This window comes from Thiothrix unzii, assembly GCF_017901175.1.
Taxonomy (GTDB): domain Bacteria; phylum Pseudomonadota; class Gammaproteobacteria; order Thiotrichales; family Thiotrichaceae; genus Thiothrix; species Thiothrix unzii.
Window position 1 is genome coordinate 625,833 of the sequence record NZ_CP072793.1, and the last position, 13,843, is coordinate 639,675.

Genomic DNA, 13,843 nt, shown 5'->3' on the forward strand with positions numbered 1-13,843 from the left:
AAAAGGGTGATTTAAGGCTGTTTATCTAATGACCAGAGTTGGTGTGCATCCAATTGCAGGCGTGTTTGGTCTAGTAAGGCTTGAATTTGCATTTGGCGTGATGCTAGTAAGCCATCCAAGGCATTACGTTTGGCGAGCAATACTTCGTTTAAATGACCTTCACCCAATTCATAAGCACGTGCCGCAAGACGATGCGCTTCTTGCAAACTGTTCGCTGCCAGATGTGCTTGTTGCCAAGCAGCAAACGAGCTTTCAGCCAATTGATAATTAACTTTCGCTTCAATAATGAGCTTTTCTTCTAAGAGTGAAGCATTATCGCGAGCAGCGTTTGCGCGAATTCTTGCGGCTTCGGTATCGTGTTTACGTGCATCGCCATTGAGGGTGAGTGAAAGATTAATGGCGGCGACATTTTCTTCACCCGCTCGATCTTTGCCGTAGCGAAGTCCTATTTCCGGGTCAAACGATTGACGTGAGGCAAACTGATTTTTTTCTGCATTGAGTAACTGGGTTTCACTTCTTGCACGGTGCAATTCGTGGTTATGCGCCAAAATGCGTTTTACCCACTCGGCCTGAGTGCCTTGTACGCCATTGGGATCAGGGAATTGAATAGTGGAATAATCAGGCACGGTTAAATCAGGAAATTGTGCCAGCAACTTGCCTTGCGTTAAGCGCATTCCTTGTTCGGCTTGTTGCAATTGAGCCGCTGTTTGCGCAAAAGTAGCATCCATTGTTACTTGTTCAGCACGTGCTGCGTCGCCCAGTTTTACCTTTTGCGAAACCAGTGCGTTTTGTGACTGTACTAATTGCATTTGCTCTTCCATCAATTGTACTTGAGCCACTTGATTGAGCCATTCAAACCAAAGACTCAAAAGCTGGCGGCTGGTTTCGTGAACGGTTTCACCTAAGTTGGCTTGCGCGTAATTGACTTTGTTTTCGCCTAACTGATGATCGGCTTTGGCACGGTACGGTAAACGCAACGGGCGTGAGATATTAACTGACCATTCTTTAAACTGTTCTTGAGGCGGTGTTTCGATAGTGCGACGCGCCATTTCCGCACCCAAGGTAAATTCTTCACGTCCTTTACGCAAAGCGGCACTTTCCTGCTGTTGCGCGCTAACTTCCTGTTGCGCCATGTGTACCCCCGGAGCTTTCCAGAGTGCTTGTTGTGCTTCCATAGGGTTAGGTAAATAGTTTGCTGCAAAAACAGCAGTTGATGTACTTAGCAATAGTGCGCTGTATAAGGTTAAAGTGATGGTTTTCATCAGGCATGAGTCTCATGGGAGGTCGCAGGTATGCGGGAAACTTCACCCTTGAGGATGAAGTGACGGTACAACAACGGTAATAAAATCAACGTCAAGGTCGTGGAGCTGACCAAGCCGCCAATGACCACTGTTGCCAAGGGCTTTTGAATTTCAGAGCCGGGGCCGGTGGCAAATAACAGCGGCACTAACCCCCAAGTGGCAATGCTTGCTGTCATTAACACCGGTCGTAAACGCCGCAATGCGCCCTCGCGCACCACAGCCGTGCCTCTGAAGCCTTGTTGACGTAATTGATTAAAGAATGTGACCAACACCACACCGTTCAACACCGCAATCCCCAATAAAGCAATGAAACCCACCGATGCGGGTACGGATAAATATTGCCCAGAAATGCCTAGTCCAAAAATGCCACCAATCAATGCCAGTGGTACATTTGCCATGACTAACACCGTTTGGCGTAAATCGCGGAAGGTTAGAAACAATAGTAATCCGATTAAAGCTAATGCCATTGGCACGACAATCAGGAGACGTTGTGCAGCACGTTGTTGGTTTTCAAATTGCCCACCCCAAGTAATGCTGTAACCGGCAGGTAATTTGACTTGTTCAGCAACAGCACGCTGCGCTTCCTCCACAAAACTGACTAAATCACGCCCAGTGACATTGCTTTGCGCGACCACAAAGCGTCCGGCATTTTCCCGTTTGATGGCAACCGGGCCTTCGGTGCGTATCAGTTTAGCTACTTGATCAAGGCTAATAACCCGTCCGTCCGGTAAGGTGAGTCGGATGTGTTGTAACGCCTGTGGTGCATTGCGTAATTCCGCTGCCCCGCGTAATTGCAGGGGTACACGCCGCCCCTCTTGCTGAATAACGCCGATAATTTCGCCTTCAAGTTGAGTACGTAACAAGCTGGAAATATCATCCACCGATAATCCAAAACGCCCGGCAGCTTGACGATCAATTTCCGCTTTTAGGTACTGAACTCCGGCATTTTTCTGGGTGTAAACATCGGTAGCTCCGGGGACTTTTTCTAACAGGGTGACGATTTGTTGAGCCAAATCTCCTAGTACAGCAAGATCGGTGCCAAAAATTTTAATGGCAATGTCACCCCGGCTACCGGTGAGCATTTCCGAAACACGCATATCAATGGGTTGCGTGAAGTTGTAGCCTACGCCCGGAAAGTTTTCTAAGACTTGACGAATTTCTTCTTGTAACCATTCTTTATCAGCAATTCGCCATTCCTCACGGGGTTTTAACACCAAGAAACTGTCGGTTTCATTGAGGCTCATGGGGTCAAGACCGAGTTCATCTGAGCCGACCCGTGCGACAATGCGTTCAATTTCAGGAATTTTATCTAATAATGCCTGTTGCACTTTTAGATCGGTTTCAACGCTTTCATCCAACGCAATGGAGGGGAGTTTTTCCAATTGCACCAATAAGTCACCTTCATCCATTGTCGGCATAAAGGTTTTGCCAATGAAGGGGTAGGTGGCGATAGCTCCGATCATGACCGCAGCCGTTAATAAGTAAACAGGTAACGGGCGTTTTAAGGCATTATCCAAAACGGGTAAGTAAATACGCCGCGAGGTGCGTAATAACCACGGATCAGTGTGCGATGCTTGCTTGAGCAACCACGATGAAAATACCGGAATAACGGTTAATGCCAACAATAATGAGATAGAGAGTGCGAATACGATGGTTAATGCTACAGGCGAAAATAACTTACCTTCTAAGCCTTCCAGCGTGAGTAAGGGTAAAAATACCAAAGCAATGATAATGATGCCGATAGTGACGGGGGATGCTACTTCCTGCACTGCCCACAAAACTTTTTGCAGTTGCGGTGTTTTCGCTTTGTCATCATCGTGAGCAAGGTGCGCGACAATATTTTCAACAATGACTACCGCCGCATCGACCAATAAGCCGATAGCAATGGCTAATCCGCCCAAGCTCATCAGGTTGGCCGATAGCCCAAATTGGCGCATTAAAATAAAAGTCCCCAACACTGACAATGGCAAAATCAAAGCGACGACAAAAGCCGCCCGCAAGTTACCTAGAAAGGCAAACAAGATAATTCCCACGAGAACAAAGGCTTCCAACAAGGCTTTGCTGACCGTATGAATGGCTTTATCCACTAAAGTTGAGCGGTCGTAAAACGGTTCAATCGACACGCCTGCGGGTAAGCTGGCAGTGATTTCAGCGATTTTAGCTTTAATATTTTTGGTAAGTTGCCCAGCATTCGCGCCGCGTAAACTCAAAATCAAGCCTTCAACAGCTTCACCTTGCCCGTTTTGTGTGACAGCACCATAACGTGCTAATTCACCCAGTTTTACTTCAGCGACTTGTGCCACGGTTACGGGAATACCATCAATATTTTTAATCGCAATCGTGCGTAAATCATCTAGGGCTTTGATGCCGCTTTCGATACGCACCACCCATGTTTCTTCGCCTTCATTGACCCGCCCAGCACCGTCATTACGGATATTGCTGGCTAATGCGTTGCGCAAATCCGCTAAGGTGAGATTTCGGGCATTAAGAGCCGCAAGATTTGGGGTGATTTCAAACGTTGTTGCACGTCCTCCGAGGGCATTGACATCAGCAACGCCGGGTAAGGCACGGAGTTGAGGGCGTATTGTCCAGTCTAGCAATGTGCGTTTTTCTTGCAGTGACAGTTCACCTTCCACCGTGAACATAAAAATTTCTGATAGTGGAGTTGAGATGGGGGCTAAACCACCAGTGACATTTTCGGGCAGGTCGCCTTTAACATTGGCAAAGCGTTCAGCGACTTGACTACGCGCCCAATAAATATCCGTGCCTTCTGCAAAATCAATAGTGATGTCAGTTAGTGCGTATTTGGAAATGCTGCGCAACACTACTTGGTTAGGAATGCCGAGTAACTCGGTTTCCACGGGTTGTGCAATACGCGCTTCGACTTCTTCAGGGGTCATGCCCGGTGCTTTGAGAATCAGCTTAACTTGAGTGGTGGATACATCGGGGAAAGCATCAATCGGCAGTTCTTGAAAGGCACGGATACCCAGAAACGTGAGTACTAACGTCAACGCCAGCATTAACCAACGTTGCGCCAGTGAAAATTCAGTGAGCCAGTTGAGCATGATTTATTCCTCTGCCTCTTGCCACTTGGCTTTGAGGGCAGCAAGACCTTTAACCGCAACGCGTTCATTGGGGGTAAGCCCGCTTAGCGTGACTTGGGTGTCGGTTTGATTGAGGATGTTGACTGGGGTAGGGGTGAAGCCTTGCGCATTTTCAACAAAGACATACGCTTTATTACCAAGCCATGCTAAACCCGCACTGGGAATGCTGAGAGCTTTGGTATCTGTTTTGCCGAGAATCGTAATATTGACAGACTGTCCTAAACGTAGATCAGTGGCTTGAGTCAGTTTGGCGCGTACCAGAACGTTTTGTGCGGCATCCAGCGAAGGTTGTAAGGCAATAATTTCTCCCGTTACCGTGGAGTTTTCAAGCTTGACACTTTGCCCGATAGCAATCGTGTTAGCTTGTTCGGGAGATAGTGGAATTTCTAAACCTAACTGTTTCAGATTACCTACTTTGACTAAGGGAGTACTCGCATCTACACGCTGTCCGGGTTCGACCAGTGTTTCAATCAATGTACCTTCTATCGGTGAAGTCAGGGTGATTTCCGCGCCTTTACCTTCGACTTTCGCGCCTAACAATTTCAAGGTGGCGCGAGCGGCTTCCACATCGCTGGCGGCAAGCGATGCTTCGTTGTTACTGGTGGTTAAACGGGTTTCTGCAATTAAACCTTCCGCGAATAATTTGCGGTCACGTGCTGCCATATCTGCTGCAAGGTTGTGTTTAAGATTGGCTTGAATGGATTGGCGACGTGCTTCAATTAATTGCGGGGATGATAAGGTGATCAGTGCCTGTCCGTTCGCAATTTGTTCCCCGGATTGATGCAAGACACTGGTGATGAGGCCATCGGTTGGCGCAGCGATGACCCGAACACTCGCTGGTGGCAGGGTGATTTTTGCCGTCGCAGTTAGCCCCAAGGTTGCGTCGGTTGCAACAACGGCTGCCACTTCAATACCTAAGCTTTGGCGTTGTTCTTCAGGTATGGGTAATGGTGCTGCTGTCCACCCCAAGGTGGGTAGCAATAACGCTAGACTGAGCAGCTTAGGGATTGTGTTGAGCATTGCGGGCATTCACTCTGATTAGATTGTTGCCAGAGTGTATTAGGCTTCGCTCATGAAGATTAGGCGGCAAAGGGTCGGGAAGGGCGGTTTTCGGGCATTTGCCCTACCGTTTATCAGTCAAGAAAGTCCTCAAAGAACCACGCGGCAAATTCGTGTCGCCCGTTTAGGCCCGATTTACGGTAAATAGCGATGGCTTGTTGGCGCACAGTTTTCTCTTTGGTAGCTCGAATTGCCGCAATTTCTTCAAAACTTAAGCCTTTAAGTAACAGTAATGCCACCTGTTTCTCGGTGGGGCTGAGTTCCCATGCTTGCAATTGTTCGTGGACAACTTCGATGTAGCTGCTGCTGGCTTGTTGGAGTTTTTTATGCAGGTCTGAAATGCGGGTGTGTGAATGGTGCAATTGAGTGTGCAGTGCCTCGATTTCTTTACGCTTGTGGTGATTCTCCCATGTTAAGTAACCAACACCAACAAAGGATACCAGCACTACGACGGCATCAACGAATAAATGCAGTAAGGGGCGATCTGCTTGAGAAATATCAAGGCCAAAACCGTAGCTGTGCAATACAGCGACTACTATCAGCAGACTAATGACAAAAATATCACGGGTGCGAAACATGAAGTGCGCCTGTTAGAAATAAAGTGGTTTGCAATTTTAAGACGAGATTGTACATCAGACAAACCGCTTATAGTGGTTTGCCATGCGCTTATAGATGATTTGCCCCTTGGTAATATAAGGTTTTTGCGTCAGTCTTCAGGATACTGAAAACTTTCATTGATCGACATAAGGAGACATGTATGTCTAACACTGTATCCCGTTACGGAACTTTTCCCATTGCTTTCCATTGGCTCACATTACTGCTGTTGATAGCAGTGTACGCTTGTATTGAGTTACGTGAGTTTTTCCCCAAGGGCAGTGACCCACGTAATGCACTCAAAAGCTGGCATTTTATGTTGGGTATAACGGTTTTTGGGATGACAGGTTTGCGTTTGATTGCACGTTGGCTGAATCCAACACCTGCCGCCGATAGCAGTGTGACTTCCACTCAACGTCTAGCTGCAACGTTGATGCACGTGGCTTTGTATGCTTTGTTATTAGCCATGCCTTTATTGGGTTGGGCGACGCTCAGTGGTGAAGGCAAAGCGGTGATGTGGTTCGGTTTGGAATTGCCTGCATTGATTATGCCGAACGAAGGCTTAGCTGAATGGCTGGAAGAAATACACGGTACGTTAGGTACGGTGGGTTATTTCCTGATTGGTTTCCATGCATTAGCAAGTTTGTACCACCATTACATTCAGGGTGACAGCACCCTGCTACGGATGTTGCTTGCGCGTTCTTAAGCCAGAAAGTCCTCAAAGAACCAGGCGGCGAATTCATGTCGCCCATTCAAACCTGACTTGCGGTAGATAGTCGTTGCCTGCTGCCGCACCGTCTTTTCCTTGGTATCGCGTACACTCGCGACCTCATCAAAACTCAAGCCTTTGAGCAATAACAGCGCGACTTCGCGTTCACTAGGCGTTAACCCCCATGCAGTGAATTGCTCTTGCACCACCAGATTGTATTGCTTACCGGTGTCACGTAATTTTTCAGTCAGTGCGTGTAGGTGTTGATTCGCTTGCTGCAAATCTTGATGGGTTGATTGCAAAGTAGCTCGCAATCGTGCGTTTTCGCGGTAACGTTGCCGTATTTCAGTGATTAATACTGCTAAGCCAGACAAGGCGAGTGTGCCCACAACAGCCAACCCTATCAAGTAAGCGAGATCGTGCTCATCTTCTTGTATTTCATGGAAAACCTCCAGCAACATAGGCAGAGCTATAAAACACAATACCGTAACGAGAAACCATTGTTTTGAGCGAGACATACAAAACACCCGCAAGTAAGAGAATTGCGGGCATTCTACGGGTTGAGGGCAGGTTAACGCAAAAGGTCTAAGTTGCTTTGGTAGACCTGACTTTGTACCGCATACAACCCTAATAGGCTGTGCGATAAATTGTCATGAGACAATGGCGCATTGATTTTCGCTTGCAGCGTTGACCATGCCTGTGGGTATTGTTGCTGATAGCTCTCAGACAACCACAGCAGCATAGGAATGTGTGTTTGTGCTTCGGGGGCGAGGAAATAAGGTAGCCCATGCAAGTAAATGCCGTTCTCACCCAAGGATTCACCATGATCAGACGCATACAACAAAAATGTATCGGCCTGTGGTGACTGTGTTTTCAACCACTGAATCGTTTTGCTTAACACATAGTCCGTGTACAAAATCGTATTGTCATAAGCGTTAATGACCTCGGCTTGGGGGCAGGTATGCGGGGTGTCTTGCTTGCAATACGGTTGAAATTGCGCAAATGCCGCCGGGTAACGTTTGTGGTAAGTGGGGCCATGACTGCCCAAGGTGTGTAACACAATTAGCACGTCTTGATTGCCAGCGAGGTAATGTTCTAAGTTGTTGAGCATGGCTTCATCGTAATAACCGTTGTCGCTGTACAGATCATCGCTGTGGTTCACTTGTTGCAGTAAGTTGCGATTTTCAATGCGGGTGCATACGCCTTTGCAACTGGAGTTATTGTCGATCCAAACTACTTTTACCCCAGCTTTTTGCAACACATCTAGGCTATTAGATTGCTTATCAGCCGTTTCCGGTGAGTAATCTTTTTGCCCAAGAAACGAAAACATGCACGGCACGGAATACGCGGTGGATGTGCCGCATGAAGATACCGCTTGGAAGCTAATCAGGTTTTCTTTGCTCAACAGCGGATTGGTGGGTTGATCATAACCGTTCAGGGAAAAGTGGTCGGCTCGTGCGGTTTCACCGACCACCATAATGCCGATAGTACGGCGTGGTGTCGGTTTTTGCTGATGAGCATCATTGCCCAGTATGGTGAATGGCTGTTCTTGTTGCGCGTAAAAGGTATTGAAGTAACGGTAAGTGGAATTTAATGCAAACAAGGGGGTGATATAGGCTTTCAAATCACCGTTTTCACGTGCGAAAAACGTGGCGTATTTGTTATTTACCACAAATAAACTGACGGCAATGCTTATTAAAATCAGTGTGTAAATTAAGCGTATCCCTAAACTTTTCCACCATTTTTGTGCAGCTTGCAGCGGGATAAGTGCAATGATGATGCTGGGTAATACACCCCACAGTACAAGGTGTAATATTAGTGGCAAGGATAATAGTTCGCGGGCTTCTTGTTGATTTTGGTCACGCACGGTTTCTACCAAGTTACGCACCATGTCCATGTCGAACACAATACCTAAGTTTTGCGTGAAATAGTTCAACCCCGCTGAGAGCATGACTAGGGCGATCAATACCGCTTTCAGCAGGAAACGCGGTACAAATAATAGTACCGGCACGCTCAGTAGCATTAACATTAAAGCAAATAAGGTAGTGACAAAACCCGCGCCATCCCATGAGAACACGGCCAAACGCTCATTCAATTTACTGAACAAACTGTGGTTGTAAGCCGCAGTTAAAAACATTGTGACTAATGTTGCCAGAAAAGCAGGAGGCCAAGGAAATCTGAAAAGCATAACTAAAACGCCCAACTTATTAGAAGTTGAGTATTCTTGGGGGTAGGGTGCTTTTCTTGAAGAGGACAAATGCCGCCTATAGGAGGTTTGCCCGATGGTTGATTAGTTTAAAAAGTCTTCAAAGAACCAAGCAGCAAGCTCATGCCGCCCGTTCAGACCGGATTTGCGGTAAATCGTACTGGCTTGTTGCCGCACGGTTTTTTCTTTGGTTTCACGCACGGCGGCTACTTCATCAAAACTCAAACCCTTCAGTAATAACAAGGCCACGGCTTTTTCGCTGGGGGTGAAGTCCCACGCGCTCATTTGTTCTTGTATCACCTCGCTGTATTGCTGGCTGGCTTGGCTCAGCTTGTCATTGAGTTCGCTTAAGTTTTTGCGGGTGTTGCTCAAGTCGGTACGGGTACTGCTCAATTGCAGGCGTAGATTTTCGGCTTCCTGGCGGCGTTGGCGGTTTTCGTGGATTAGGGAACTGATACCCACCAGTGAACCAAAAATAATCAGTGCTTCAACCCAGAGGTGCAACGAGCTATGGTCGCTTTCTTGGTAGTCGTTGTAAAAGTCGTAAATATTGAGCAGTGTGATGACAATCAGCAGGACAACGAAGAAGGTTTCACGGGTGTGGCGCATGGTGGATTATTCCTCTAGTAACGTTTCATAGTGTGCAGTGTGTCATGCCTTCCTTAAGGCTTTTTTAAGAGTCGGAGCGGTTATTGGTTAATGAAGCATTTGCCTTAGTCATGAGACATATCACCTAAGTACACATGGCGCATAAGCTCACGGAACATTAACGCCATATGCCTGATGTTTAATCAAGGTAGCATATTATACAGTTTCACCTATCGAATAATCATGATGGGAAGAAACGATGAAACCTTTGAAAAGCACCGGCTTGATGCTCACCACTAGCCTGCTCATGGTTGCCTGCGGCGGTGGGGGCGGTGGCGGAACGACTACTACAACAACACCGACGACACCCACAACAACGACTTTTGCGGTTACAGGCAGCGTTCCCGGCACTCTCATTGAAGCATTTTGCTCCGATAATCGTGTTTACAGTACGCAATCTGTTCAAAACGGTAGTGCACAACACCCTTTCACCCTCAATTTGCCTCAGGGTGTCAAATGTCGCCTTGTCATGATAACCAACGAAAATGATCCGAACAATCGGGTCGTAACGCCTATTCGTCTGCGACGTGGCACGACGACCAGTATTGCTTTCAGCGGTGTAGCGGGTAGCGATGTCAATTTGGGTTATGTCGATCTCAAATTGAGCCGCATAGCAATGCGGGCAGATAGTAATAGTGACGGCGTTGAGGATGCGCCGTTTGATATTGATGCTCCTACGAGCGCAACTGTTGATAGTATCTTTGCTGATACGATGGATACCGACCGGGATGGCATCATTGATACCTATGAAGATGATGACGGCGATCACGTTCCTAACCGTCACGATGACGACGATGACGGTGACGGCACGCCGGATTTGACGGATAACGACTTCGACAGCGACCATGATGGTCTGGGTGATGACGAAGATTCAGACGACGATAATGATGGTGACAACGACGGTGACAACACCCCTGTCGGTGGCGGTAACAGCAATATTATTGTACCGGATGGTGGACGTTTACTGGCATCACAATGCTTTCAGTGCCATGGCACTGAAGGCCGCTCAGTCAGCCGCATTGAAGGACTAGCAGGTGAAGCTGGTGAAATTGCCAGTGAAATGCAAGAAATGAAATACAGCACTAACCTAAACGACATTATGCACCGCCAAGCTAAAGGTTATTCCGACAGTGAAATTCAAGCTATTGCTGCTTACTTTGCTAACAGATACGGTGGAAATAGCACAGGTGGCAATGATAGTGATGGCGATGGTGACGACGACGATTAATTTCTGACACCAATCACCTTTAACTTTATTACTTACCGGATTTATTACCATGAATAGCTTTAATCGTCGCCAATTTTTGAAAACTATTAGCTTGGCATCTGTAGCGGGAGCGTTCCCGAACATTGTAAAAGCAGCCATTATCCGCCCACACATTGTCGTCATTGGTGGCGGCTTTGCCGGGGCAACGGCTGCAAAATACCTGCGCCACTGGTCAACAGCGGTGGATGTGACACTCATTGAAGTCAACGCCAATTACAACTCCTGCATCTTGAGTAATTTGGTATTGAATAATCAAATGAACCTCGGTCAAATTACCTTTAACTACAATATCTTAGCGCAGCAATACGGTATCCGGGTTATTAACGACTGGGTGAATAGCGTCGATGGTCAAAACCAAACGATCAGCTTACGCAATGGCACAACACTCGGATATGACCGCTTGATTATCGCTCCCGGTGTGCAATTTTTAAATGTCGCCGGTTTGGATAGCAATCGCATTCCTCACGCATGGAAAGCCGGAACACAAACCACCTTACTGCAACAGCAATTGGCTGCTATGCCTAATAACGGCAAATTTGTGATGACTATTCCAGCCGCACCGTACCGCTGCCCACCGGGGCCTTACGAACGTGCTTGCGTAATAGCTGATTACTTGCGCACTAATAAACCCGGTGCAACTGTCACCATTTTAGATGCTAATGCCGACATTGTGGCGGAACGCCAGACGTTTAGTCAGGCTTTCAATGTGACTTACAACGGCATTATCGAGTATGTGCCTAATGCGGTACTCCAATCGGTCGACTCTGATCAACGCATTGCGCATACCAGTTTGGGCGATTACCGCGCCGATGTCCTCAATGTTATTCCGCCGCAAAGTGCGGGTGAAATTATTCATACCACTGGTTTAGCCAATGTTGGTGGGAAGTGGGCGGGCGTTAACCCGCTTAGCTATGAATCAACCGCCATTGCAAACATTCACGTTATTGGCGACTCACAAGGTACAGGACAACCCAAGGCAGGTCATATTGCCAATGCAGAAGCGAAAGTTTGTGCCGATGCCATTTTACGTTTACTAAACAATGCACCGCCATTCGCTGCTCCTGTGACTAACTCGGCTTGTTATAGCCCCATCACAGCAACAACGGCTTCGTGGTTAACGGCTGTTTACGCTTATGATGCAACGACGGGAACGATGAAAGTTGTCCCTGAATCCAGCGGCGAAGCAACAACACACACCGCTCAAAACTACCGTAGGATGTTAGATTGGGCTAATAGTTTGTTTGCTGACACTTTTGCCTAACAATTCTCTTGTGCCGTAGAGGATGCTTTCCTTAAGGCTTCTTTAAGAGTCGGGGCGCAAGATAGCAGCATGATTCATACCCAAGAGAGGTTATTATGTTGTTGCCCCGATACTTACAAGCTGCGACTGTTTGCAGCGTTTTTTTAGCCAGTGCCGTATTTGCTGAAACGCCACAAGTGATACTTGACGGTTACAGCGCACAAGCCAAAACCGAAGCGGCTGATTTCCAAGGCTTTAATGCCGAACGTGGTAAGCTGTTTTTCAATAATACCCACGGTAATGACTGGAGCTGTGCCAGTTGCCATACGTCCAACCCTGCTGATCCGGGCAAACACGCTAAAACGGATAAAGCGATTGACCCGTTAGCCCCTTCCGCTAATGCCGAACGTTTCACTGAAATCAAAAAAGTGGAAAAGTGGTTTAAGCGTAACTGCGGCGATGTGCTGGATCGTGAATGTACATCGTTGGAAAAAGGCGATGTGTTGACGTATTTAATGGCAATTCAGTAAGGAGTTACTCAATGTTATTCAACGCAAAAAAATCCACGGTTGCGGTGACGTTGGCGGTCTTATTGTTATCCGGTTTTGGCGCAATGCAAGTATTAGCCGATGATGACGAACACGAAGGCCGCGAACGCAGTGAATCACACGAAGGGCGCGACGGTGGTACAAAAGGGCGTATGCTCACCGCTACCAATGCAACCTTTCAAGCAGAATGCAGTGCTTGTCACATGGCTTATCCGCCCGGCTTGTTGTCTGCCGCTTCGTGGAAAGAAATGATGGGTACGCTGGATAAGCATTTCGACACGGATGCGAGTTTGGATGAAGCGACGATTGCTGAAATCCTACCTTTCCTTGAGGCCAATGCGGGGACATCACGTAAAGCCGATAGCGGTGCAAAGCCAGTGTTGCGCATTACCGAAACGGGTTGGTTCAAGCATGAACACGACGAAATATCCCCCGCGACGTGGAAGCGAGATTCCATCAAAAGTGCCTCCAACTGCATGGCGTGCCATACCAGTGCGGATAAAGGCAACTTTGACGAAGATAACGTGCGCATCCCAAAGTAAGGAGATAATGTTATGTTGCAACGTATTTTAGTTTGGGATTTACCCACCCGTGTATTCCACTGGTCGTTCGCCTTGTCTTTTGCGGGTGCTTATTTGACGGCTGAATCCGAGCGTTACCGCGACATCCATCTGGCGTTGGGCTATGTGTTCTTAGGAATGCTGGTGTTTCGCTTGGTGTGGGGATTAGTCGGCACGGCTTATGTGCGTTTTCGCGCATTTTGGTTTAAACCGGCTGAAATCGTTGCTTACTTGCGTGCTTTACTTAGCCCACACCCGCAGCATTACGTGGGGCATAACCCAGCCGGGGGCGTGGCGATTTTCTTATTGCTGGCCTTGGGCTTGCTGATCAGTGTCAGTGGCTTAGGGCTGTATTGGGAAATTGGCGACGAAGATTGGTTTGAGGAATTACACGAAATCGCCGCCAATGTGATGTTGCTGGTAGTGGGCGTGCATATTGCCGGAGTGCTGGTCAGTAGCGTGTTGCACAAGGAAAATCTGGTACGTGCGATGTTTAACGGCTACAAGCAAGCCATCAATGCGGTTAGCATTCCGCACCATTACACTTGGCTGGGTATCAGTATGTTGGTGGTAATGCTGGTGTTTCTTGGTGTTTATCTGCAATAGG

13 protein-coding genes are annotated in these 13,843 nt (G+C 47.6%); 6 read left to right on the forward strand and 7 right to left on the reverse strand.

Annotated elements, in window-relative coordinates:
- Positions 1 to 11: 11 nt before the first annotated feature.
- The 4 genes from J9260_RS03365 to J9260_RS03380 form a co-directional block, all read right to left on the reverse strand.
- Positions 12 to 1,262: a TolC family protein gene (locus J9260_RS03365; RefSeq protein ID WP_210219647.1), complete on the reverse strand. Its 1,251-nt coding sequence runs from the start codon at positions 1,260 to 1,262 to the stop codon at positions 12 to 14.
- A complete protein-coding gene (locus J9260_RS03370) occupies positions 1,262 to 4,366 on the reverse strand; it encodes an efflux RND transporter permease subunit (protein WP_210219648.1) in 3,105 nt (1,034 codons plus the stop codon). The genes J9260_RS03365 and J9260_RS03370 overlap by 1 nt, the downstream gene beginning before the upstream one ends.
- A 3-nt stretch (positions 4,367 to 4,369) precedes the next feature.
- Positions 4,370 to 5,425, reverse strand: a complete 1,056-nt coding sequence (locus J9260_RS03375) for an efflux RND transporter periplasmic adaptor subunit (RefSeq protein ID WP_210219649.1) — start codon at positions 5,423 to 5,425, stop codon at positions 4,370 to 4,372.
- 113 nt (positions 5,426 to 5,538) lie between these two features.
- A complete protein-coding gene (locus J9260_RS03380) occupies positions 5,539 to 6,042 on the reverse strand; it encodes a helix-turn-helix transcriptional regulator (protein WP_210219650.1) in 504 nt (167 codons plus the stop codon).
- A gap of 179 nt (positions 6,043 to 6,221) precedes the next feature.
- Between J9260_RS03380 and J9260_RS03385 the strand changes: the two genes are divergently transcribed.
- Complete coding sequence (locus tag J9260_RS03385) at positions 6,222 to 6,764, forward strand: cytochrome b (protein WP_210219651.1); 543 nt, start codon at positions 6,222 to 6,224, stop codon at positions 6,762 to 6,764.
- Here J9260_RS03385 and J9260_RS03390 read toward each other — a convergent pair.
- The 3 genes from J9260_RS03390 to J9260_RS03400 all read right to left on the reverse strand — a co-directional run bounded on the left by J9260_RS03390 (position 6,761) and on the right by J9260_RS03400 (position 9,582).
- Entirely contained in the window at positions 6,761 to 7,285 is a 525-nt protein-coding gene (locus J9260_RS03390; RefSeq protein ID WP_210219652.1) for a helix-turn-helix transcriptional regulator, read from the reverse strand. The genes J9260_RS03385 and J9260_RS03390 overlap by 4 nt on opposite strands.
- A gap of 53 nt (positions 7,286 to 7,338) precedes the next feature.
- Positions 7,339 to 8,955, reverse strand: a complete 1,617-nt coding sequence (locus J9260_RS03395) for a phosphoethanolamine transferase (RefSeq protein ID WP_210219653.1) — start codon at positions 8,953 to 8,955, stop codon at positions 7,339 to 7,341.
- Between the two features lie 102 nt (positions 8,956 to 9,057).
- Entirely contained in the window at positions 9,058 to 9,582 is a 525-nt protein-coding gene (locus tag J9260_RS03400) for a helix-turn-helix transcriptional regulator (protein ID WP_210219654.1), read from the reverse strand.
- 238 nt (positions 9,583 to 9,820) lie between these two features.
- On the opposite strand from J9260_RS03400, the gene J9260_RS03405 reads away from it, so the two are divergent.
- The 5 genes from J9260_RS03405 (at position 9,821) to J9260_RS03425 (ending at position 13,842) form a co-directional block, all read left to right on the forward strand.
- Entirely contained in the window at positions 9,821 to 10,849 is a 1,029-nt protein-coding gene (locus tag J9260_RS03405; RefSeq protein WP_210219655.1) for a c-type cytochrome, read from the forward strand.
- 49 nt (positions 10,850 to 10,898) lie between these two features.
- On the forward strand, positions 10,899 to 12,149 hold the full coding sequence (locus J9260_RS03410; protein WP_210219656.1) for an NAD(P)/FAD-dependent oxidoreductase: 1,251 nt from the start codon (positions 10,899 to 10,901) through the stop codon (positions 12,147 to 12,149).
- 95 nt (positions 12,150 to 12,244) lie between these two features.
- Positions 12,245 to 12,658, forward strand: a complete 414-nt coding sequence (locus J9260_RS03415) for a DUF1924 domain-containing protein (RefSeq protein WP_210219657.1) — start codon at positions 12,245 to 12,247, stop codon at positions 12,656 to 12,658.
- Between the two features lie 11 nt (positions 12,659 to 12,669).
- The gene (locus tag J9260_RS03420; protein WP_246499610.1) at positions 12,670 to 13,218 is read left to right on the forward strand and encodes a diheme cytochrome c; all 549 of its coding nucleotides are present in this window, start codon (positions 12,670 to 12,672) and stop codon (positions 13,216 to 13,218) included.
- 12 nt (positions 13,219 to 13,230) lie between these two features.
- A complete protein-coding gene (locus J9260_RS03425) occupies positions 13,231 to 13,842 on the forward strand; it encodes a cytochrome b/b6 domain-containing protein (RefSeq protein WP_210219658.1) in 612 nt (203 codons plus the stop codon).
- Position 13,843: the final 1 nt, after the last annotated feature.

Bases quoted from the DNA above. Each gene is read 5' to 3' on its own strand.
- J9260_RS03365 (WP_210219647.1), bottom strand. From the start codon at position 1,262: ATGAAAACCATCACTTTAACCTTATACAGCGCACTATTGCTAAGTACA.
- J9260_RS03370 (WP_210219648.1), bottom strand. From the start codon at position 4,366: ATGCTCAACTGGCTCACTGAATTTTCACTGGCGCAACGTTGGTTAATG.
- J9260_RS03375 (WP_210219649.1), bottom strand. From the start codon at position 5,425: ATGCTCAACACAATCCCTAAGCTGCTCAGTCTAGCGTTATTGCTACCC.
- J9260_RS03380 (WP_210219650.1), bottom strand. From the start codon at position 6,042: ATGTTTCGCACCCGTGATATTTTTGTCATTAGTCTGCTGATAGTAGTC.
- J9260_RS03385 (WP_210219651.1), top strand. From the start codon at position 6,222: ATGTCTAACACTGTATCCCGTTACGGAACTTTTCCCATTGCTTTCCAT.
- J9260_RS03390 (WP_210219652.1), bottom strand. From the start codon at position 7,285: ATGTCTCGCTCAAAACAATGGTTTCTCGTTACGGTATTGTGTTTTATA.
- J9260_RS03395 (WP_210219653.1), bottom strand. From the start codon at position 8,955: ATGCTTTTCAGATTTCCTTGGCCTCCTGCTTTTCTGGCAACATTAGTC.
- J9260_RS03400 (WP_210219654.1), bottom strand. From the start codon at position 9,582: ATGCGCCACACCCGTGAAACCTTCTTCGTTGTCCTGCTGATTGTCATC.
- J9260_RS03405 (WP_210219655.1), top strand. From the start codon at position 9,821: ATGAAACCTTTGAAAAGCACCGGCTTGATGCTCACCACTAGCCTGCTC.
- J9260_RS03410 (WP_210219656.1), top strand. From the start codon at position 10,899: ATGAATAGCTTTAATCGTCGCCAATTTTTGAAAACTATTAGCTTGGCA.
- J9260_RS03415 (WP_210219657.1), top strand. From the start codon at position 12,245: ATGTTGTTGCCCCGATACTTACAAGCTGCGACTGTTTGCAGCGTTTTT.
- J9260_RS03420 (WP_246499610.1), top strand. From the start codon at position 12,670: ATGTTATTCAACGCAAAAAAATCCACGGTTGCGGTGACGTTGGCGGTC.
- J9260_RS03425 (WP_210219658.1), top strand. From the start codon at position 13,231: ATGTTGCAACGTATTTTAGTTTGGGATTTACCCACCCGTGTATTCCAC.